Annotated in this window: 22 protein-coding genes; 17 read left to right on the forward strand and 5 right to left on the reverse strand. The window is 57.4% G+C overall.

The window, feature by feature from the left end; all coding sequences use genetic code 11:
• From U9R25_05480 to U9R25_05510, 7 genes are all read left to right on the forward strand, one after another.
• The coding region (locus U9R25_05480; protein ID MEA3335340.1) for a hypothetical protein at window positions 1-345 on the forward strand (345 nt) is incomplete at its 5' end.
• Complete coding sequence (locus U9R25_05485) at window positions 342-614, forward strand: hypothetical protein (GenBank protein MEA3335341.1); 273 nt, start codon at window positions 342-344, stop codon at window positions 612-614. The genes U9R25_05480 and U9R25_05485, both read left to right, overlap by 4 nt.
• The gene (locus U9R25_05490) at window positions 611-790 is read left to right on the forward strand and encodes a hypothetical protein (GenBank protein ID MEA3335342.1); all 180 of its coding nucleotides are present in this window, start codon (window positions 611-613) and stop codon (window positions 788-790) included. The genes U9R25_05485 and U9R25_05490 overlap by 4 nt, the downstream gene beginning before the upstream one ends.
• Before the next feature lie 19 nt (window positions 791-809).
• Window positions 810-1,316 carry a GNAT family N-acetyltransferase gene (locus tag U9R25_05495; GenBank protein MEA3335343.1) on the forward strand — a complete coding sequence of 169 codons (507 nt, stop codon included), beginning with the start codon at window positions 810-812 and terminating at the stop codon, window positions 1,314-1,316.
• A gap of 218 nt (window positions 1,317-1,534) precedes the next feature.
• Complete coding sequence (locus tag U9R25_05500) at window positions 1,535-1,762, forward strand: hypothetical protein (GenBank protein MEA3335344.1); 228 nt, start codon at window positions 1,535-1,537, stop codon at window positions 1,760-1,762.
• Between the two features lie 29 nt (window positions 1,763-1,791).
• Window positions 1,792-3,237 (forward strand): serine hydrolase, encoded by a 1,446-nt coding sequence (locus tag U9R25_05505; protein ID MEA3335345.1) that lies wholly within the window; start codon window positions 1,792-1,794, stop codon window positions 3,235-3,237.
• Complete coding sequence (locus U9R25_05510) at window positions 3,234-3,767, forward strand: hypothetical protein (GenBank protein MEA3335346.1); 534 nt, start codon at window positions 3,234-3,236, stop codon at window positions 3,765-3,767. Before U9R25_05505 ends, U9R25_05510 begins: the two co-directional genes overlap by 4 nt.
• Here the strand turns inward: U9R25_05510 and U9R25_05515 are convergent.
• Window positions 3,730-4,443: a TIGR03936 family radical SAM-associated protein gene (locus U9R25_05515; GenBank protein MEA3335347.1), complete on the reverse strand. Its 714-nt coding sequence runs from the start codon at window positions 4,441-4,443 to the stop codon at window positions 3,730-3,732. The genes U9R25_05510 and U9R25_05515 overlap by 38 nt on opposite strands.
• A gap of 98 nt (window positions 4,444-4,541) precedes the next feature.
• Between U9R25_05515 and treS the strand changes: the two genes are divergently transcribed.
• Window positions 4,542-6,170, forward strand: a complete 1,629-nt coding sequence (gene treS / locus U9R25_05520; GenBank protein ID MEA3335348.1) for a maltose alpha-D-glucosyltransferase — start codon at window positions 4,542-4,544, stop codon at window positions 6,168-6,170.
• Between the two features lie 122 nt (window positions 6,171-6,292).
• Here the strand turns inward: treS and cax are convergent, their stop codons facing one another.
• The 4 genes from cax to U9R25_05540 form a co-directional block, all read right to left on the reverse strand.
• Entirely contained in the window at window positions 6,293-7,366 is a 1,074-nt protein-coding gene (cax, locus tag U9R25_05525) for a calcium/proton exchanger (protein ID MEA3335349.1), read from the reverse strand.
• 29 nt (window positions 7,367-7,395) lie between these two features.
• Window positions 7,396-9,459: a TIGR03960 family B12-binding radical SAM protein gene (locus U9R25_05530; protein ID MEA3335350.1), complete on the reverse strand. Its 2,064-nt coding sequence runs from the start codon at window positions 9,457-9,459 to the stop codon at window positions 7,396-7,398.
• A 473-nt stretch (window positions 9,460-9,932) separates the two neighbouring features.
• Entirely contained in the window at window positions 9,933-10,532 is a 600-nt protein-coding gene (locus U9R25_05535) for a HEAT repeat domain-containing protein (GenBank protein ID MEA3335351.1), read from the reverse strand.
• Window positions 10,529-10,972 (reverse strand): GIY-YIG nuclease family protein, encoded by a 444-nt coding sequence (locus U9R25_05540; GenBank protein MEA3335352.1) that lies wholly within the window; start codon window positions 10,970-10,972, stop codon window positions 10,529-10,531. The genes U9R25_05535 and U9R25_05540 overlap by 4 nt, the downstream gene beginning before the upstream one ends.
• Window positions 10,973-11,327: 355 nt before the next feature.
• Here U9R25_05540 and U9R25_05545 point away from each other — a divergent pair, with 355 nt between their 5' ends.
• From U9R25_05545 to U9R25_05585, 9 genes are read left to right on the forward strand one after another with little or no spacing between them, the layout of a single operon-like run.
• Entirely contained in the window at window positions 11,328-11,912 is a 585-nt protein-coding gene (locus U9R25_05545; protein MEA3335353.1) for an NgoMIV family type II restriction endonuclease, read from the forward strand.
• Window positions 11,913-11,941: 29 nt separating this feature from the next.
• Window positions 11,942-13,213: an ATP phosphoribosyltransferase regulatory subunit gene (hisZ, locus tag U9R25_05550; GenBank protein ID MEA3335354.1), complete on the forward strand. Its 1,272-nt coding sequence runs from the start codon at window positions 11,942-11,944 to the stop codon at window positions 13,211-13,213.
• On the forward strand, window positions 13,207-13,935 hold the full coding sequence (gene hisG, locus U9R25_05555; GenBank protein MEA3335355.1) for an ATP phosphoribosyltransferase: 729 nt from the start codon (window positions 13,207-13,209) through the stop codon (window positions 13,933-13,935). Before hisZ ends, hisG begins: the two co-directional genes overlap by 7 nt.
• A gap of 22 nt (window positions 13,936-13,957) precedes the next feature.
• Window positions 13,958-14,893: a hypothetical protein gene (locus U9R25_05560; GenBank protein MEA3335356.1), complete on the forward strand. Its 936-nt coding sequence runs from the start codon at window positions 13,958-13,960 to the stop codon at window positions 14,891-14,893.
• A complete protein-coding gene (hisA, locus tag U9R25_05565) occupies window positions 14,890-15,708 on the forward strand; it encodes a 1-(5-phosphoribosyl)-5-[(5-phosphoribosylamino)methylideneamino]imidazole-4-carboxamide isomerase (protein MEA3335357.1) in 819 nt (272 codons plus the stop codon). The genes U9R25_05560 and hisA overlap by 4 nt, the downstream gene beginning before the upstream one ends.
• Complete coding sequence (gene hisF, locus U9R25_05570; GenBank protein ID MEA3335358.1) at window positions 15,677-16,441, forward strand: imidazole glycerol phosphate synthase subunit HisF; 765 nt, start codon at window positions 15,677-15,679, stop codon at window positions 16,439-16,441. Before hisA ends, hisF begins: the two co-directional genes overlap by 32 nt.
• A gap of 50 nt (window positions 16,442-16,491) precedes the next feature.
• Window positions 16,492-16,908: a phosphoribosyl-AMP cyclohydrolase gene (gene hisI / locus U9R25_05575; protein ID MEA3335359.1), complete on the forward strand. Its 417-nt coding sequence runs from the start codon at window positions 16,492-16,494 to the stop codon at window positions 16,906-16,908.
• 45 nt (window positions 16,909-16,953) lie between these two features.
• Window positions 16,954-17,235, forward strand: coding sequence for a phosphoribosyl-ATP diphosphatase (hisE, locus tag U9R25_05580; protein MEA3335360.1), 282 nt, complete (start codon window positions 16,954-16,956; stop codon window positions 17,233-17,235).
• A gap of 42 nt (window positions 17,236-17,277) precedes the next feature.
• Complete coding sequence (locus U9R25_05585) at window positions 17,278-18,543, forward strand: adenylosuccinate synthase (protein MEA3335361.1); 1,266 nt, start codon at window positions 17,278-17,280, stop codon at window positions 18,541-18,543.
• Window positions 18,544-18,553: the final 10 nt, after the last annotated feature.

Raw genomic sequence — 18,553 nt, forward strand, 5'->3', positions numbered from 1 at the left:
CATGAGGAGAACGTGGCCCAACTATCATTGGCTGAAAGACAACCTCTGGTTGAGTCACTGACCGAACGAGAACTGGACGTCCTGAGATTGCTGAAAACGAGTCTTTCAGCCACGGAAATCGCCGGTGTTGGCTTTGCAGATGTGATATCAATCGGAGCCCTCAGTATCGCAGTGTTGCTGATCCTTGCAATTAGAGAGGTTGCCAGCCCAATGACCGCCATTATCGTGATTGCTATCGTATGCGGGATTGGGTTGGCTACCGGCGCACTACAGGCTGAAGCTGCGACAATTCAAAGCAGGCGAGAGGGGAAATCCCCCACCGATTGCAGAGGGACTCGCGCATGAGCAGCATCCGAGCATCCGACGCTCCTTGTTTTTACGAGATTCGGGTCAATGGTTGCCTGGATCCGAAATGGTCGGACTGGTTCGATGGCTTTATCATCAGTTCTTGCAGCGACGGCGAGAGCCTGCTGGTTGGCCCGGTTCCCGATCAGGCTGCTTTACACGGCCTGCTGGCAAAGATCCGTGACGTGGGATTGGCCTTGCTGCTGGTTAAACGAGTGGAGAGCGACGACCCGTCATGGACATCGCACAATTTTGGAGAATATCGATGAAAAAATACACTGGATGGATCGCCTTTGCTTTGCTCGTTGTCGGCACGCTGGGTCTCCTGGCGAATGAGATGATTTTCGACTGGGGCAGCCCTGCCACACTGATGTTCGCTGTTTTCAATGTAGTAGGATTGGCTTTGCTGGCTTTTGTGCATTGGGGTATGAAACAAGGCAACTGAGAACGGAAGAGACCAGGATATGAAATCAGAAGACATCCTGATGAACATCATCATCGAACAAACACAAGAAGAAGACATTCCCGCACTCACGAAAGCCATGACCCACGCCTTTGATCATGACGCTCAGGTCCATCTGGGCGTCGAAAAGGGAGGGCCCGAGGGCTACGACGACGGCGGATTCTTTCGTAAGTGGCTTTTCTCCTATGATGAGAGCGATGGCTACAAAATCCTGCTCGATGATGAAGTCATTGGCGGCATCATCGTCTGGGTGTTCGAGCACCACAAAAACAGGGTGGGGGTAATCTTTGTCGACCCCGATTATCAAGACCATGGCATCGGCGCTACTGCCTGGCGGTTCATCGAGCAGGCCTACCTGGAGACCGAGAGTTGGACGCTGGGAACCCCCAGTTGGGCCGTGAAGAACCACTATTTCTACGAGAGGAAGTGTGGATTCACGAAAATCGGGGAGGAAGAGCCGCCAGACCGCTCCGGCGTTTCATTCATCTATCAGAAGGTGATGAAATGAGAACATTTCTGACGGATTAGCCACATGACCAATGCCCGAATTCCCCTCCTGCCCGATGCAACGACGGTCGATTTGCCGTAAACTGAGGGCTAGAATTGGGTTTCTCCTCCTTGATTCGGGTGGAGGGGTGAGTTGCGACACCTCTCCACCCACAAAATGGGCATCCACCCTGGCCCCACTTCACAATGGGCTGAATCTTTGGAGGGTTAGATTTCGGTATGGTTATCATTCACTTGCATGGAGATTCTAACTGCGCAAGGCCCGGCTGCCCTTCCTCTACCATCTACATCCGGGTGGAAGGCATCAAAGCCAAGGCCCGGTTGGCGGAAGAGGCGGGCGGACTGGTCGTGATCCCACCGGAAGAAGTGGTTCCGGTGGGATCAAAAATCTGTTTGTTCAACGAGCCATCTGGCGTAACCCTGGCAATGTTGGAGCACATAAAATGAAACGAAAATGCTTTGTTCTGTATTTTATAATGGCAGTGTCATTCCTCCTGACAGCCTGCCTTTCCCCACTAGATCTAGAATCTATCCCGACTGTTGAAGTTCAGCTATCAGCTTCGGTCATTGAGCAGACCCCAATCTCCACGCCAGAACCGACACCAATCTATCCCGGCGCAGAATGGCAATGGGTTGAGTCAGCCGAGGCGCTGGGCTGGGATACTGAAAAGCTGGCCCGCGCCAAAGCCTACGCTGAAAAAATCGGGTCAGCAGCCGTGATGATCATTGACAATGGCATCGTGGTTGATGGCTGGGGCGATCTCACTCGTGAATTCAAATGCCACTCCATGCGCAAGAGCTTGCTGAGCGCACTTTATGGCATTTACGTGGCCGACGGCAAGATCGATATCACCATGACCCTGGCGGAGCTAGGCATCGATGATAAGACGCCGCTGACTGAAGTTGAGAAGCAAGCTACGGTCGCCGATCTGCTCAAAGCACGATCAGGTATTTATATCCCAGCGGCAGGTGAGGCGGCTTCAATGAGAGCAGATCGTCCCGAACGAGGCAGCCACCCACCTGGCACATTCTGGTACTACAACAACTGGGATTTCAACGCCCTGGGCAGCATTTTCGACCAGCTCTCAGGCGAAAAGGACATCTACGACGCTTTCGATGAGCGCATTGCACAGCCCATCGGCATGCAACAGTTACGCGCGACGCACAACCGCTACGATTACGTCTCCTACTCTCAGCACCCCTACTACGGTTTTCGTATGAGTACAGAAGACCTGGCCCGCTTTGGTTTGCTGTTTCTGCGTGACGGACGCTGGAACGACGAGCAAATCGTCCCCGCCGAGTGGCTGGCTGAGAGTACGACCAGCTACTCAGAAATCGGGCCTAACAGCGGCTACGGCTACATGTGGTGGACAGGTGAAGGCACGGGTCTATTCCCCACCGTCGATGTGGGGGGACACAGCTATCGGGCCTCGGGCTACAGCGGCCAGGAATTGATCATCCTGCCCGAACACGATCTGGTGGTCGCCCATCGCGTCGACACCTACGCCGGAGATAGGGTCGGCGAGCAACATATCGGCGTGCTGTTGTGGATGATCCTGGATGCCGCGGGCAAGCAGGCGGGGCCAAAACCCCCCGTTGTCGATCTGGCCACAGGAGAGCGCCTGGCGGGCAAAAAACTTGAAAACGCCCTAATTGATGGTAAGCTGTGGGTGACTGCTGATGATAACACCATTGACATCATAATCAGCCCAGAGGGAGATATTACCCTTAAATCGAGTGGCCAGATTGTCGACAGCGGGCATTGGCGCGTCGATGGCGGAAATTTCTGCCTGATCTTGGAGTCTTTTCAGGGGGTGGAACAGTGTGGCGTCGTGATCCACGATGGCGAGCTAATGAAGTTCTACGGCTCTGATGGATTTTTATCGCTTGAAGCTTTCTACGATAATCCGGTTACCCGATGAGCACCAAATCGACTTGGAGTACATCAAAAACGAATCGCCTCCTGAATTTTGCGACTGTCCACCCCTTCCTGTTCGTGCTGCTGGCCATCGCCGGTTGGATCCTGCTGGGTTCACTTGGCACGGTGGTGGCCATGTTTGTGCTGGATGCCCCCTTCACCGATGTGGTCGTGCAGTCGACCGGATCGCTGGTGGCGACAGCCTGCGTTTTGGCGTTGGCCTGGCGCTGGGGTTGGCTAAAATCGGCAGGAATCACCCGATTGGGCGGGCTAAGATTGTGGTTGATTACATTGGCCGCCGCAGTCTACGTCATCATCGCCTACCAATTGGCCTTTTTTGGTGAGATCGCCTTGAATCTGGATCAACTCAACGGCGCTGAAGCCCATCAAATCCTCATGCACCAGGCAGTGGTCGGCTTTGCGGAAGAGACCATGTTCAGGGGCATCCTGCTCTTTGCCCTGGTGCGGGTGTGGGGCGATTCCCGGAACTTTCTGATCAAGAGTCTGCAAGTTCGGGTGGCTCGGCAAAGCTAAGGCGCATACGGTCAAGGCGATGGGACGATTCTTCCAGACCCAGCGAACGAAGGACGGAATCGGGCCGTCCCGTGGCACCAGGCTCGCTGCGTAAGATCATGGACAGCCGGTGCCAATCTGATTCGGGTGCCCCGTCATAGCTCAGCGCCAGGATCAATGGGCGAAGATCATAATGCACTGTCTTGCCTTTTCGGCGACGGGTACTGGGCAGTTCCGTTGCCTGCAAAACCCGATCGATGGCGTCACGGATTTCCTCCTCAGACAGGTCGGTCCGGAGGTCGACCTGCCATTCCGTCGAGCGTAGCAGGTTCTGCAGAGCTTTCGTCTTGAGAGGCGCTTCGGATACCTCGATCAGGGTCAGGCCAGCGGGCAGCTGTGGCGCGACCTTTGTAACAAAATCCTCCGGCGCCATGGACTCGTTCAAGATGATATCCAACAGCTCGTGACGGCCGGTTGCACCAATGGGAAGGGCCGAGGCAAACTGCAGTTTCGCCTGGGGATTGAATCCCTGTGAATAGGCCAGTGGTAGATCAGCCCGCCGCAATGCGCGCTCCCAGGTGCGCGCGAAATCGAGGTGCCCCACGTATTTCAAGCAGTCATCCTTTTTGTAGGTGATACGCAACCGCTGTTGGGTGGGCATGTCGCCAGTCTCTGTTTTTGAAGCTTCTTGGCTCATTTCTTTCACCATGTTATACTTGCTAATGGTCAATTATCAATTGTCATTGCTCAATTCGCTATTTGCCATTGACGATTATTGGGAGGTGCGCTGTGGCCATCACCGACGATACACTGTGGTATAAGGATGCCATTTTCTACGAACTGCACCCGCGTGCGTTCTTCGATAGCGACGGCGATGGCAAGGGTGATCTGGTGGGACTTGCCAGTCGCATGGATTACCTGCAGGAGCTGGGGGTCGACTGCATCTGGCTTTTGCCCGTCTTTTCCTCTCCGCTCAACGATGATGGTTACGACATCGCCGACTACTACGATATCCATCCCGACTACGGCAGCCTGGACGATTGGATAGCGCTGGTTCAGGAGGCCCACAATCGTGGCATAAGGGTCATCGCCGACCTGGTCCTCAATCACACCTCCGACCAGCATCCCTGGTTCATGGAATCACGTTCCTCCACGGGAAATCCCAAACGGGATTGGTATGTCTGGAGTGATACGGATCAGATGTATCCCGATGCTCGTATCATCTTCCTGGATGTTGAGCCTTCCAACTGGACATTCGATGAAACCACCGGGCAGTACTATTGGCATCGTTTTTATGCGTCGCAGCCTGACTTGAACTTCGATAATCCAGCCGTCCGGGAAGAGATGTTAAATGTGCTGCGCTTCTGGATGGATACCGGTATCGACGGCTTTCGGGCCGATGCGGTCCCCTACCTGATCGAACGTGAGGGGACCAATTGCGAAAACCTGCCCGAAACCCATGCCATCCTGAAGGATTTGAGGGGGGTGATGGATGCCGAATACCCGGGGCGCATCCTGCTCTGCGAGGCCAACCAGTGGCCTGATGACGTTCGTCCCTATTTTGGTGATGGCGACGAATTCCACATGAGCTTTCACTTTCCCGTGATGCCCAGGCTCTACATGGCCCTGCGCCGCGCCGACCGCACCGCTATCGTCGATATCATGTGCCGGACACCCGCCATTCCGGATACCTGTCAATGGTGCACCTTCCTGCGCAACCATGACGAGTTGACCCTGGAGATGGTGACAGAGCAGGAACGTCACTACATGTGGCATGAATATGCTCCCGAACCCCGCATGCGTCAGAATCTGGGTATCCGGCGCCGGCTGGCTCCGCTGATGGATAATGATCGACGCAAGATCGAACTGATGAATTCGATGTTGTTCACGCTGCCCGGCTCACCCATCATCTACTACGGCGACGAGATTGGCATGGGCGACAACATCTGGCTCGATGATCGCAACGGGGTTCGTACACCCATGCAGTGGGACGACAGTCCCAATGCGGGCTTTTCCAGCGCGCCAGCGGACCAGCTCTACGAACCGGTCATCGACGACGCGAGCTTCGGATATCAGCGGGTCAACGTGGCTGCCCAGCGAGTAGATCCGGACTCTCTATTCCACGCCATCCGCCGCTTCATCGCGGTTCGCAAACAGCACAAGGTCTTTGGTCGGGGCGACCTGGTCTTTCTTGAACCAGCTGATCTTGCCGTCCTGGCTTATCTCCGTGCCTTCGAGGGCGAGGTCGTTCTTGCTGTTCACAATCTGACAGACTCGCACCGAACTGTCACCCTGCCTTCGGTCGATTTCGAAGGCGCACAGCCAGTTGATCTCCTGCGGGATGAACCCTGGCCGGCTGCTTCGGCAACATCCTACGAAATCACGTTGCCGCCCTACGGATATCTCTGGTTAAGACTGCGATAGGTGTTTATCCGTTGTTCGACCCAATTTGAAGCGACCTTGCTTCAGATGGTAGGACGAAATTGCATTTTGTCCAGGCAAGGTGCCGGGCAAGATACAATCTTGCCGTACAATGCGGCCTTGCGCTAGAACACTGAATTGGGCAGGAAGAAGAAGCCTATTGCCAGAATCAGGTAGACCGCTAACAACATGGAGCCCTCCAACCAATTTGATCTGCCGTCCAGGGCAATGACTGCGGCGATCATGGAGGAGGCTATCAGGGCGATCACCTCAAAGTTGTTGAATTCCAGGGCCATCGGATTGCCCATGAGCAGCGAGATAAAGACGAGAACCGGCGCCACGAAAAGGGCGATCTGCAGGCTGGAACCGTTGGCGATACTCAGGCTGAGATCCATATCGTCCCTGATGGCCACCTGAACTGCCACTGTGTGCTCGGCCACGTTGCCGATGAGGGGAATGATAATGATCCCCACGAAGAAGGGACTCAATCCCAGCGCATGGGTGACCGGTTCGATCGATCCCAGTAAAAACTCGCTCATGGCCGCGATTCCAACCACCGAGGCCGTGAGGATTGCCACGGCAATGCCGGTGCTCCATTTTGGCGCCGTGTGGGAGGGTTGCACAGATGGACCTGCATAATGTTCCTCCGGGGTTCGACTGCGCAGCAAATAGATGATTGACAGCGCATAGATACCGATCATCACCACAGCGGTCGCGAGGCTCAATTTCTCCGCTCCCCAGAAGTCGGGCTCGATAGCGTGGTTGAAGATGGAGGGCACCGACAGGGCGATAGCTGCCAGGATCAGCATGGTCGCGTCGAGGCCGGCCGCGCGGCGGTCGAATGATTGCACCCCGTTCTTCAGACCCCCTGCCAGGATCGCCAGCCCCAGCACCAACAGAATGTTGCCCATGATCGAGCCGATCAATGACGCTTTTACCAGGGCCAGTTGTCCGGCCCGGATGGCGATGATCGTGATGATCAACTCTGCCATGTTGCCGAAGGTGGCGTTCAGCAGGCCACCCAGTCGCGGACCCACCTTCTCGGCCAGAACCTCCGTAGCTTCACCCATGAATCCAGCCAGGGGGATGACCGCCGCGGCCGACGCGAAAAACACCACTGTCGGCGACCAGTGCAGTAGTTCGGCTGCAATGGCGATCGGAACAAAGATCAACATGACCCCAAGGATTTTCTCTCGCATACTTCCTCCTTATGGACAGATGCTGTTCTTTACTGGTCACCCCGGCGCGGCGGGGATTCATGGTGCAGACCTGCTCGCTGCGGCACCCGCGGCCCATGGTGGTTTGCCAGCTCGGGCGACATCTCCTCGTTGAAGTAAAGCGGTACCGGCTGAATATCCACCGGTTGGCGCTCCTTGTCGCGACCCAGAGCCGGGCATCCCCAGGCGTCGTCCGGGACGTTGCGACGCATGGTTTTGAAGAGGCCCAGGATACCGCAGGAGAAACAATGCTCCCGGCAGTCGTCCACCACCCCTCCCTTGAGGGAGTTCAGGTACTCCTGGGTCAAAAACTCCTTGCTGACGCCAGTGCTGATGTGTTCCCACGGCAGGTACTCGTCGATGGAGCGTTCGCGACGCGCGTACCAGTCGGGATCGATATCCAGCTCCTCGAGGGCCGTTTTCCACGCGTCAAAGCTGCCCTGGTCGTGCCAGCCATCGAACTTCGCGCCCGATTGCCAGGCTCTTTCGACGACATCTGCCAGTTTTCGATCGCCGCGCGTCAGCATGGCTTCCAGCATGGTTTCCTCGGGACTGTTCCAACTGAACTCGAAGCCCCTGCCGCGAATGCGCTGCTGCAATCGTCTGATCTGTTGGTTCAGTGTTTCTTCATCTTCGACAGGCACCCACTGGAAGGGGGTATGGGGTTTGGGCACCAGGGTGCTGACTCCCACCCGCACCTTGGCCCGCCCGCCAATGTGTCTGCGCCCGATCTTCATCACCTGGTGGGCCAGATCGGCAATTGCGTCCACATCTTCCATGGTTTGGGTTGGATGACCGATCATGAAGTAGAGTTTAATGGTCGTCCAACCCCGGCTAAAGACTTCGTCGGCTGTGCGCAGCAGGTCTTCGGTGGCGATCGGTTTGTTGATGACGTCGCGTAGCCGGTCGGTGGCAGCTTCAGGTGCAAAGGTAAAGCCACTGCGACGGCGTCCCTTCTGTAGCGTTTCCATCAGGTCGACCGAAAAGCTCTCAATACGAAGGCTGGGCAGGCCAACGCTCAGTTTTTTGTCGCCATGACGAGTCATGATCTCTTCCACCAGTTCGGCCACCTGGCTGTAGTCGCTGGAACTGAGGCTCAACAGGCCGATTTCCTCGAACCCGGTGGACTCGATAATCTGGTCCACCGCTGTCAGCACTTCCGCCATGGGACGTTCCCGTACCGGACGGAAGATCATACCGGCCTGGCAAAAGCGGCAACCCCGGGTGCACCCTCGTTGGATCTCGATGGCTGCCCGATTATGAACTACATCGGCGAAGGGCACGATGAAATCAGTTACCGGCGGTGGCATGACCGGCATGATACGTTTTATGATTTGCAGCGCGGCCGAGTCGTCCACCGCTTCGAAGCCAGCGATCGTGCCATCGTCCGCGTAGCATACCTGATACAGGTGAGGGACGTAGACTCCCCGGATCCGGGCCAATGATCGCCACAAGTCCGCGCGATCCCTGCCCCGGGTTTTCCAGGCAGCATAGGCCTCTATGACCTCGAAGATAACCTCTTCCCCTTCACCGATGACGAAGGCATCGAAAAAGGCATGCATCGGTTCCGGATTATAGCAACCACTGCCACCGGCGATGATCAGTGGATGGGCGGCTGTGCGATCAGTGGCGCGCAAAGGCAGGCCTGCCAGGTCCAACATGTTGAGCACGTTGGTGTAGAGCTGCTCGTAGGGCAGGCTGAAGCCGATAATATCGAAATCGCGGAGGGGGTGGCGGGTCTCGAGGCTGAACAAGGGTGCGCCGGCGTTCCGCATTTCTTGCTCCATGTCGATCCACGGCGCATACACCCTTTCCGCCAGCATGTCTGGACGCTTGTTGACCAGATCATAGAGGATTGCCATTCCCAGGTTGGACATGCCGAGATCATAGATGTCGGGGAATGCCAGGGCAATTCGCTGGGTTGTGGTGTCCCAATCCTTGACGACCGAATTCCATTCACCGCCCGTATACCGGGCAGGCTTCTGCACTGTGAGCAGAGTCTTGTCGAGGAAATCGCTGATAGCCGCAGGGGTCCAGCCAACTTCCCGCGTGCCGCGCGGCAGGTGCACGCTCATCGTATCTCTCCTACTCGTTCTACCCGGATGCGTTCAGAAAACACAACCGGGGCGGGATTCGTACCCGCAAGGTTAAAGTTGATGAAACCCCCGGTTGACAGCAGTTCTCAATACGGAGGGGAGTCGAGGCTTTACGAAGTCCCCGTTTTTCGGGTCAGCCGGGTTGATCTTTCTTGGATTGATCTGCGTCCACCCTTCGACTACGCTCAGGACAGGTCTGCGGTTGTGTTTTTTCTGATTTCACCGCTGATTTACGCAGACCTCTGGCGCAGATCATCGCTGATCTCTTCTGATGTCTGATCTGCGTCTGTCAGTGTTCATCGTGCTGCGGTACATCTTGACGCCTGCACCGGGTGCCAAGGGACTGCCCAGGCGACAACATCCGGTATTATACATGAATGGTTGGGGAAGGCAACGTGGGGAAAGAATTGATTTAGCCGGTGGGTAGCCACATGATCGGTGGAGGGGAAGAACTATTGCACGAGGATGGTATCGAGAAGGCCCATCTCGTCGAGGGCCTCATAGGCATAGGATTGCACCAGGTGATTAGGGTCGTTGAGGGCAGGAAAGAGCCAGGGCGCTGAGCGCTCACTATGGATCCGGTAGAGGGCGTAGGCCGCACGCACGCGGACGCCATCACGTTCGTCGTGCAACGCGGTGCCGAGCGCCGGTACAGCAGGCTCGCCGATCATTGCCAGAGCGTCGGCGGCCGCACCGCGAACCCATCCACTCTGGTCGCTGAGCAGCACGGTCATGGCTGGGATGGCACAGATTGCCCGCATTTGTCCGAGCGCCAACGGGGCCACACAGCGGATAGCGTCGTCTGGATCGCCGAGGGAGAGAAGCAGTGCAGGCATGGTGGCCTCTCGGCAGTCGGGACTCTGTTCGGCTACTGCAGCCAGGCCGCGCACCGCCCACCAGCGGTAGTCTGCATTGTCGGAAGTGTGGAGATCCAAAAGCAGGGCAAGGGCATCGCACTCGTGATCGGCAAGTTCGATGATGGCGGCCTCGGCCGCTTCGTCGTCGTCAGCCCCGATGGCCTGGAGCAATTGATCAAGTGAGACATCGGTCATGTCAGATAGTCCTCAATGGTTTGTAGGGTCCAGCCAGATGGCAGTGACAGAAAGTGCGCCGGGCAACCCGATCGGCAATCACTGCTACCGAAACCGGGCTGGGGCCAGACGGCCCCGGCCCGGCACAGTGCCCCAATCCAGGCACACTCCAGGCGCTGCAAACCGACCCTGTAGCGAAAAAAGACTGGCCGTTGCTGCGACGTAAGGTAATCGATGTGCCAGTGTAAACGTCTCTCAGCCGTTTGGGAACTCATATGCCGTCCAAGGCGGCTGCGCAGGCCGCCTGATCCCAACGCACTGCCCACGTAGATGTAGGATCCTGGATTCAGCCTGACCGGACCGAGTCCACCGGCTGTGATATCGAGTGCGCTCTCAAGATCGAACCAGAGCAGGTAGGTGCCTGGGCCTGATGGCAGCTTCTCCTCAAACAGCCTCCACATGATTTCATCATAACAGAGATGGGGCAAAAGTCAAGGGCTTTTTGGAACCTCTTTTGAAACCGGCTTGTCTTACCCACCCCCCGGCCTCCTCCCAGATTGGGAGGGGGAGAGCATGAGGCCTGTTGAGAAACGTCACTCCGACTCCCCTGCACGGTTCGGTGAGCTCTTCGCTGTCGCTTCCGCAGGACTCCGGAGCGAAGCGGAAGGAGCTGCGCACGGGCTGGAGGGGCACAAGGGGACTTTCGATACACAACCGTGGGGCAGAGCAGTTTGCCAGCAGTGTTTGATTGCAGTAGAATAATGTGGAGGTTTGCCGCGATAGCACAGACTGGTTTTTGGTGGAATGGTGTTTCCAATGAGCGTTCGTCAACCCGAATTGAAGACTCGTGACGTTATCGAGAGTGAGCGAACATATCTTGAGAAGTTGGCTGCTCTTCTTGCGCAGGACCTGGATTTCCACGGCCAGGACAGCGGGTATGCATCACACCGCTTTCATTCCTTCCCTGCGAAATTCCCCCCGCAGCTACCGCGTAAATTCATCGATGGATTGACCCGACCGGGCGATGTGGTCCTTGACCCGATAATGGGATCTGGGACCACAATTGTCGAGGCTTATCTGGCTGGCCGGCGTGCCGCGGGTTTCGACATCGACCCATTGGCGTTACTGGTCACGCGGGCAAAGGTCACACCGCTGTCAGCCGAACGAGTGGTTCATGAGAGCAACAGGGTATTGTGTCGGGCGCAATCTGTCGAGGAGTACGTGATCGGCTTTCTCAAACCGTACTTCGATCGAGATGGAGAAGGCATTTTCGCGTTGCCTGAGCTTCAGGATTCGATCCGGGACATCCATAATGAAGATCAGCTGGATCTGCTCACCACGTTGATTCAGGGTCGGCGCTTGCGAGACATAAGTGATTTGCCTTTTGATTTAGTCGTATAGATCGATCAACTTTTCCTATGATGTCAAACTTGCCTTTCTCCCCGATCCAATATCAGAACTGGCCGCTGCCCCAAGGGGTTGTCGATCTCTTTTTCGACGACGCGGCCGCAAAAAGGGATCTGGAACAGGAACTGCGCCAGTTATTCCGAACCTGGGGCTATGGCGAACTGATCCCGCCCACCTTCGAATATGCCGACACGCTGGCATCGGAAGGAGGTACGCAGCTTGCCGAGGATATGTACCGCTTCGTCGACCGGGATGGCCGTACCCTGGCCCTCAGGCCCGACCTGACGATACCCGCTGCCCGGGTTGTAGGTACCCGCCTGTTTGACCAGCCAATGCCCCTGCGCCTGTGTTACACCGGTTCGGTATTCCGATATGAAGCCCCGCAGGCGGGCCGGCAAAGGGAGTTCACACAGGCCGGCTTCGAATTGTTCGGCGCTGCATCACCGGAAGCCGATGCCGAGGTGCTTGCCCTGACCGCTGGGGCCCTCAGACTGTCTCAGGTCGAGGGTTTTCGGATAGTGATCGGTCAACTTGACTTTGTCCGAGGCCTGTTGGGAGAAACGGACGCCTCCCCCGAATACCTTGTCGAGCTGACAAATGCCATCGACCGCAAAAACCTGGCCGACCTGGAGGTTCTTGTGGACTCGCTGGGGGCTGCCGGGGCACTTCGAAACGCGCTGTTGGCGCTTCCCCGGCTCCAGGGTGGGGCTTCCGTGCTGGACGAGGCTGCGGATTTCTGCCTTAACGAAGCTATGACCGCAGCGCTGGGTCGCCTGCAGGATATCCACTTGCTTCTGGACGGCTACGGGCTGGATTCAGTGGTCGATTACGATCTGGGCGAGACGCGCGGCATGGAATACTACACTGGCATCAGTTTCAAGGCTTATGCACCGGGCCTCGGCTTTGCCATTTCCTCAGGTGGTCGCTACGATGATCTGGTCGGGCACTTCGGGCCATCACAACCGGCAGTGGGTTGCGCACTGTGGCTGGATCGCATTCTGCTGGTTCGCCAGCGCCAGGGCAGAATCGGACCAGGCACCCGACCTGATCTGGTGATCGCTGCTGCTGATAACCAGGACTGCCTGGGTCTCATGGCTGATCTGAGGCGCGGGGGTTTCCAGATCGAGCTGGAATTGTCAGGGCGGCAAGGGAACGAGCTGCGCCAATATGCCGCCGAGCGGGGAATCCCGCGTAGCGCCGTTTGCGCGGGCGACGGACAGGTGACCCTTTACATCGGTGAAACGGAAAAGAACCTTGGGATCGACGAGGTCTTGCGGGAGACCGAAGCATGGTAGATTCGCCGGCCGGTTCTCCAATGGAAGGAAAGCCGGAGGTCGGTCGATCGGCCGCGCGGTTGGTGGTTGCTCTGCCGAAAGGACGACTGCTCGACGAGGCGCTCGACAGCCTCACCCGGGCCGGCTATGGTCTGAATGCCGGGGAAAACGGACGTCGACTGGTCGTACCATCCTCAGATGCCCGTGTCAGTTACATATTGGCAAAACCTGCCGATGTCCCGGTGTATGTGGAGAATGGCGCGGCCGATCTGGGCATCGTTGGATTGGATGTTCTTCGTGAGAGCCAACGGGATGTTCTGGAGCCCCTGCAACTTCCCTTCGGGCATTGCCGGCTGGTGGTGGCAGGCCCGGCGCTTCGCTCGGAACGCCCCCTGCGTCTGGAGCCAAACCCGCGGGTGGCCACGAAATTCCCCGTGCTCACGGAGGCATTTTTCCGTCAGCGGGGCATCAGTGCCGAGATCATCCAGCTTTCGGGCTCTGTGGAGCTTGCTCCATTGGTGGATCTGGCAGATTTGATTGTGGATCTGGTCCAGACGGGTCGTACTCTGCGGGACAATGGGCTGGTGGAGTTGCGGATCATCCTGGAGAGCCAGGCCATGTTGATCGCCAATCGCGCTGCCTGGCGATTGAAGGCCACCGGGATGGCCGCCTTCGTTTCAGCGCTTCGGGATTCGGTCAACCCTTTGCAGGCAATCCAGGAATCGTCCGGTATGGGCCGTTGACCAGGTAGGTGGAAGACACATCATGTCAGAATTGATCGTGCGGGATGTCTCCAAATCGGAGATCAAACAGATCGCCGGCTGGTTTATCGAGGATCACGCTGACAATCCCATGTATGCCCGCATGTTTGGCGGAACCCTGCGGCGCCTGCTTTATCACAAGTGGGTCCTGCCCCGCTATCTGCAGAATGCGGCTTCGATCTGGCTGATCGAAGAGGGAGATGATGCAGTGGGTTATGTGGTGGTTGAAAGATCCGGTGCAGCGATTCACCTGGCAGATCTGGTTCTCTACGACGACGACCTTCGAGCAGAGGCAGTGGGCAAGATCGTGGCGCGAGCCAGGGACGTGGCCCAGGATAAGGGGTATCGCTATATTGGAACCGCACCCGGGAAGACTGACGAGGATCTTCTGCAAACTTATCGCGACAGCGGCTTTGAGTTTCTCGATTATTATCTTTGGGCCTTCAGCGGACAGGTGATGGATATCGATGCGCCCGAGGGCGTGGACCTTCCCTCGCTCGGTTTGAAGTCTTCTCTGGAACAGCGACTTCATTACCTTGGTATTGAGCTGGACGCCTCCGAGGTTGCGGCCCGGGATTTGATCGAAAGCAATTATCTGCCGAAGAAACCTGCCAAAAACCACGCCTTTGAGATTGAACTCACCCGGGCTGATGGCGGGACGCAGGGGATCGGCTATCTCTCGCCGCGACCTGATGAGCGCAAGGATGGTGTGCTGTCCCTGGTGCTCTCCACCGATCCCGCGTACTGGGGAACACCGCTTGAGGCACAGATCGTTGGCGCGTTTGCCAACGCCACTTCTGAAGATGAAACCGTGCCCGTGCGGGTCATGGTCAGTACAACGGCCCACGCCGAGCAATCGCAGGACGCATTTGCCGATATTGGCCTGGTGCGCGGCCTGGATGCCCGACCTGTGATGTACATTGATATCGAGGAAAGATGATCGTATTTCCCGCCATCGATCTCCGGCAAGGCCGGTGCGTTCGGCTCAAACAGGGCGATCCGGATGCCGAAACGCTGTTTTCCAATGATCCCGTGGCTATCGCCCGGCAGTGGGCCGCGGCGGGAGCCCAATGGCTGCACGTGGTCAACCTGGATGGCGCAATTGGCGATCAGAAGCATGATGCACCGAATCTGGTGCGGCTCCAGGAGATTGGGCGGGCAGTCAGTCTTCCGATTCAGTTTGGCGGTGGCTTGCGCACGCTGGATGATGTGAACCATGCGTTGGCCCTGGGAGCTGCAAGGGTAGTTCTGGGTACCGCCGCGGTCCAGAACCCGGAATTGCTTTCTGCTGCCATTGAACGATTTGGGCCGCAGGCAGTGGTAGTCGGTTTGGATGCCAGGAACGGGGTAGTTGCGACCCATGGCTGGCAGCAGAGCAGCGGCCGGGATGTCGTTGACCTGGCGCGGCTGATGGCAGATCGGGGCGTGGAGCGGGTCGTCTATACCGATATTGCCAGGGACGGCATGTTGAGCGGCGTGGACAGCAAAGGCACAGCTCGCCTGGCTGATGAGTGTGGACTCAAGGTGATTGCCAGTGGTGGGGTGCGCGATATGGAGGACATCCGTCGTCTGCAGGCGTTGGAAGCGCGTGGCATCGAGGGCGTCATCGTGGGGCAGGCCCTGTATACCGGCGCCCTGGCTCTGCCTGATGCGCTGCGGGTGGCGGACGGCTTCCAGAAGACCGCGGCCAGCGACACGGCGACGCTGCGACTAAGGAGCAATTGTGCTGGCAAAACGGATCATTCCGTGCCTTGACATAAAAGACGGTCGCGTTGTCAAAGGGATCAGTTTCGTCAACCTGCGGGATGCTGGCGATCCCGTGGAGCAGGCCAAGATCTATGACGCCGAGGGTGCGGACGAACTGGTTTTTCTCGATATCACGGCCAGTCATGAGCATAGAGACATCGTTCTGGACATGGTACGGACTGTGGCGGACCAGGTGTTCATCCCATTCACCGTCGGAGGTGGGGTGCGAACTGTTGAAGATATGCGGGCCATCTTGTTGGCCGGTGCCGACAAGGTAAGTATCAACTCGGCGGCGGTCCGCAATCCCCAGGTGGTCGCGGCTGGCGCGCGCGAGTTCGGTAGCCAGTGTGTAGTGGTTGCTATCGACGCCAAACACCGCTGGGCGGGGAGGTGGGAGGTGTATGTGAATGGCGGCCGGATTCCTGTTGGCCTTGATGCGGTCGATTGGGCCCGCCAGGTTGCCGAATTGGGGGCGGGTGAGATTTTGCTGACGAGCATGGATGCCGATGGCACCCAGGCCGGCTATGATGTCGAACTGACCAGGACTGTGGCGGAAACGGTGCCCATTCCCGTCATCGCTTCCGGTGGGGCCGGTTCGACCGAACATTTCCGGGCTGCCCTGGCCGAGGGGCGCGCCGATGCCGCGCTGGCCGCCACCCTGTTTCATTATCGCCAGCTGAGCATCGGAGAGGTAAAGGACTATCTGGCAATGCATGATGTCCCGGTCCGGCGGGTAATTTGATCCAATGATCAACTCAGTATTTGCCCGGAATATGCAGGAAGAGGCCTGGCATGAATGGCTTTGAAGATCTGCGCTGGGATAGCAACGGTCTGATTCCAGCTTTGGTACAGGACGCCAACAACCTGCAGGTATTGATGGTAGCCTACATGAACAGGGAAGCCCTGACGTTGACGCTGCAGACGGGCAATGTTCACTTCTGGAGCCGTAGCCGTCAGGAGCTATGGCGCAAGGGGGCTACCTCAGGCAACGTCATGGTTCTCTCTGAACTGTGGTACGATTGTGATGGCGACGCGATACTCGTGCAGGTCTGGCCTCAGGGTCCAGCCTGCCATACCGGCGAAGTCAGCTGTTTCTTCCGTCAATTGTCCCTTCGTGATTTTGAAGATGGGCCGGTTGGCGGCCGAGGCGTTGGTGAACCGGTATGGGAAATCGGGTGGCCTGCCCAGGCCGCCGAAGGGGACGCGTAGAGCGATGATGTTCCCGACCTGTGTTATCCTGGAAAGGACTGTCCTGTGAGTGATGTCTTGCTTGAGTTGTCGTCTGTGCTTGAGAAGCGTAAGCGCGAACTGCCCGAAGGCTCCTATACAGCCTACTTGATGACTGCCGGTGAAAACGAGATCCTGAAAAAGCTGGGCGAGGAAGCGGTCGAAGTGATTCTGGCTGCCAAGGATGAGGGTGATGAGCGGGTTATCTACGAGATGGCCGATCTGATATATCATGCACTGGTTCTGCTCGTGGACCGGGAGCTCTCCTGGCAGGATGTCGAGATCGAATTGCAGCGTCGTTATTCGTAAGGGTATGCGGGTGCCCCGGCATCCCTACCTGGAGGTGTGATCATGGCTGTAACCGCAGTAGTTGGCGCTCAGTGGGGTGATGAGGGAAAAGGACGGATTATTGACTACCTGGCCCAGGACGCGGACATGGTGATCCGCTTTCAAGGGGGAGACAACGCCGGGCATACGGTCATGAATTCCTACGGAACGTTCAAGTTGCACCTGATACCATCGGGTATTTTTAACCCGAAAACCCAATGCATTGTGGGAACGGCGACGGTGGTGAACCTGGCCACGCTTTTGGAGGAGATGGCGGATTTAGAAAATGCCGGCATAAACCTTGACAACCTCTGGCTCTCAGACAGGGCGCAGATGTTGATGCCCTATCATCGCCTCCTTGACGGGCTACAGGAAAGGGCCAGAGGTAGGTCGGCCATTGGTACCACCGGCCGCGGCATAGGACCGGCCTACAGTGATAAATCGGCCCGCTGGGGTCTCCGTCTGGGCGACCTGCATCATCCCGAATGGTTGCGAGACCGACTGGAACAGGTGGTTGAGCGAAAGAATCTGACCCTCGAACATTACGGCGCTTCCACGGTCGACGTGGACGACCTGTACGCCCTGTGTATGGCATGGCGTGAGGAGCTGGGCGATCGCATTGTGGATATCTATCCCATGGTGCGCCAGGCGGTCGAGGGTGATCAATCGGTCTTGCTGGAAGGCCAGCTGGGAGTGATGCGGGATATCGACTGGGGCATCTATCCCTATGTGACCTCGTCCAATCCGACGGCAGCCTTTGCCGCAGCAGGCGCCGGGCTGCCGGCCAGCAAGATCAGCCGGGCAGTTGGTGTGGTCAAGGCCTATTCGACGTGCGTGGGCGCGGGCCCCTTCCCTGTGGAACTGTTCGACGAGACCGGAGCCAGGATCCGGGAGATCGGTACGGAGTATGGCGCGACCACCGGGCGACCCCGTCGAGTCGGCTGGTTTGATGGCGTCGCCATCGATTATGCGGCCTGGCTAAACGGTTTCACCGATCTGGCGGTTACCAAGCTCGATGTTCTGGACGCATTGCCAGAACTGAAAATCTGTATTGGATACAAGCTGGGCGATGAAATCCTTCGGCACGTTCCGGATACCGCAACCCTTGAGATGGTGACACCGATCTACGAGACGTGGACAGGATGGCAGGAACCGACAACCGGTTGCCGCTCCTGGGATGATCTTCCCGAAAAGGCGCGAAGCTATCTGCGTCGTATCGAGGAGCTGGCCGGGGTGTCCATTAGCTGGGTTTCCGTCGGACCGGAGCGCGAGGAGATGTTTTCTGTCTAATGACATGTTG

This window comes from Chloroflexota bacterium, from assembly GCA_034717495.1.
Taxonomy (GTDB): domain Bacteria; phylum Chloroflexota; class Anaerolineae; order JAAEKA01; family JAAEKA01; genus JAYELL01.

What these genes read in the sequence shown, in the direction of transcription:
- U9R25_05535 (MEA3335351.1), bottom strand. Translation starts at nt 10,532, where the DNA reads ATGACCGATGTCTCACTTGATCAATTGCTCCAGGCCATCGGGGCTGAC.
- U9R25_05510 (MEA3335346.1), top strand. Translation starts at nt 3,234, where the DNA reads ATGAGCACCAAATCGACTTGGAGTACATCAAAAACGAATCGCCTCCTG.
- U9R25_05545 (MEA3335353.1), top strand. Translation starts at nt 11,328, where the DNA reads ATGAGCGTTCGTCAACCCGAATTGAAGACTCGTGACGTTATCGAGAGT.
- U9R25_05485 (MEA3335341.1), top strand. Translation starts at nt 342, where the DNA reads ATGAGCAGCATCCGAGCATCCGACGCTCCTTGTTTTTACGAGATTCGG.
- U9R25_05515 (MEA3335347.1), bottom strand. Translation starts at nt 4,443, where the DNA reads ATGAGCCAAGAAGCTTCAAAAACAGAGACTGGCGACATGCCCACCCAA.
- hisG (MEA3335355.1), top strand. Translation starts at nt 13,207, where the DNA reads ATGGTAGATTCGCCGGCCGGTTCTCCAATGGAAGGAAAGCCGGAGGTC.
- U9R25_05540 (MEA3335352.1), bottom strand. Translation starts at nt 10,972, where the DNA reads ATGTGGAGGCTGTTTGAGGAGAAGCTGCCATCAGGCCCAGGCACCTAC.
- U9R25_05495 (MEA3335343.1), top strand. Translation starts at nt 810, where the DNA reads ATGAAATCAGAAGACATCCTGATGAACATCATCATCGAACAAACACAA.
- hisI (MEA3335359.1), top strand. Translation starts at nt 16,492, where the DNA reads ATGAATGGCTTTGAAGATCTGCGCTGGGATAGCAACGGTCTGATTCCA.
- U9R25_05490 (MEA3335342.1), top strand. Translation starts at nt 611, where the DNA reads ATGAAAAAATACACTGGATGGATCGCCTTTGCTTTGCTCGTTGTCGGC.
- cax (MEA3335349.1), bottom strand. Translation starts at nt 7,366, where the DNA reads ATGCGAGAGAAAATCCTTGGGGTCATGTTGATCTTTGTTCCGATCGCC.
- U9R25_05530 (MEA3335350.1), bottom strand. Translation starts at nt 9,459, where the DNA reads ATGAGCGTGCACCTGCCGCGCGGCACGCGGGAAGTTGGCTGGACCCCT.
- hisA (MEA3335357.1), top strand. Translation starts at nt 14,890, where the DNA reads ATGATCGTATTTCCCGCCATCGATCTCCGGCAAGGCCGGTGCGTTCGG.
- U9R25_05505 (MEA3335345.1), top strand. Translation starts at nt 1,792, where the DNA reads ATGGCAGTGTCATTCCTCCTGACAGCCTGCCTTTCCCCACTAGATCTA.
- U9R25_05560 (MEA3335356.1), top strand. Translation starts at nt 13,958, where the DNA reads ATGTCAGAATTGATCGTGCGGGATGTCTCCAAATCGGAGATCAAACAG.
- U9R25_05585 (MEA3335361.1), top strand. Translation starts at nt 17,278, where the DNA reads ATGGCTGTAACCGCAGTAGTTGGCGCTCAGTGGGGTGATGAGGGAAAA.
- U9R25_05500 (MEA3335344.1), top strand. Translation starts at nt 1,535, where the DNA reads ATGGTTATCATTCACTTGCATGGAGATTCTAACTGCGCAAGGCCCGGC.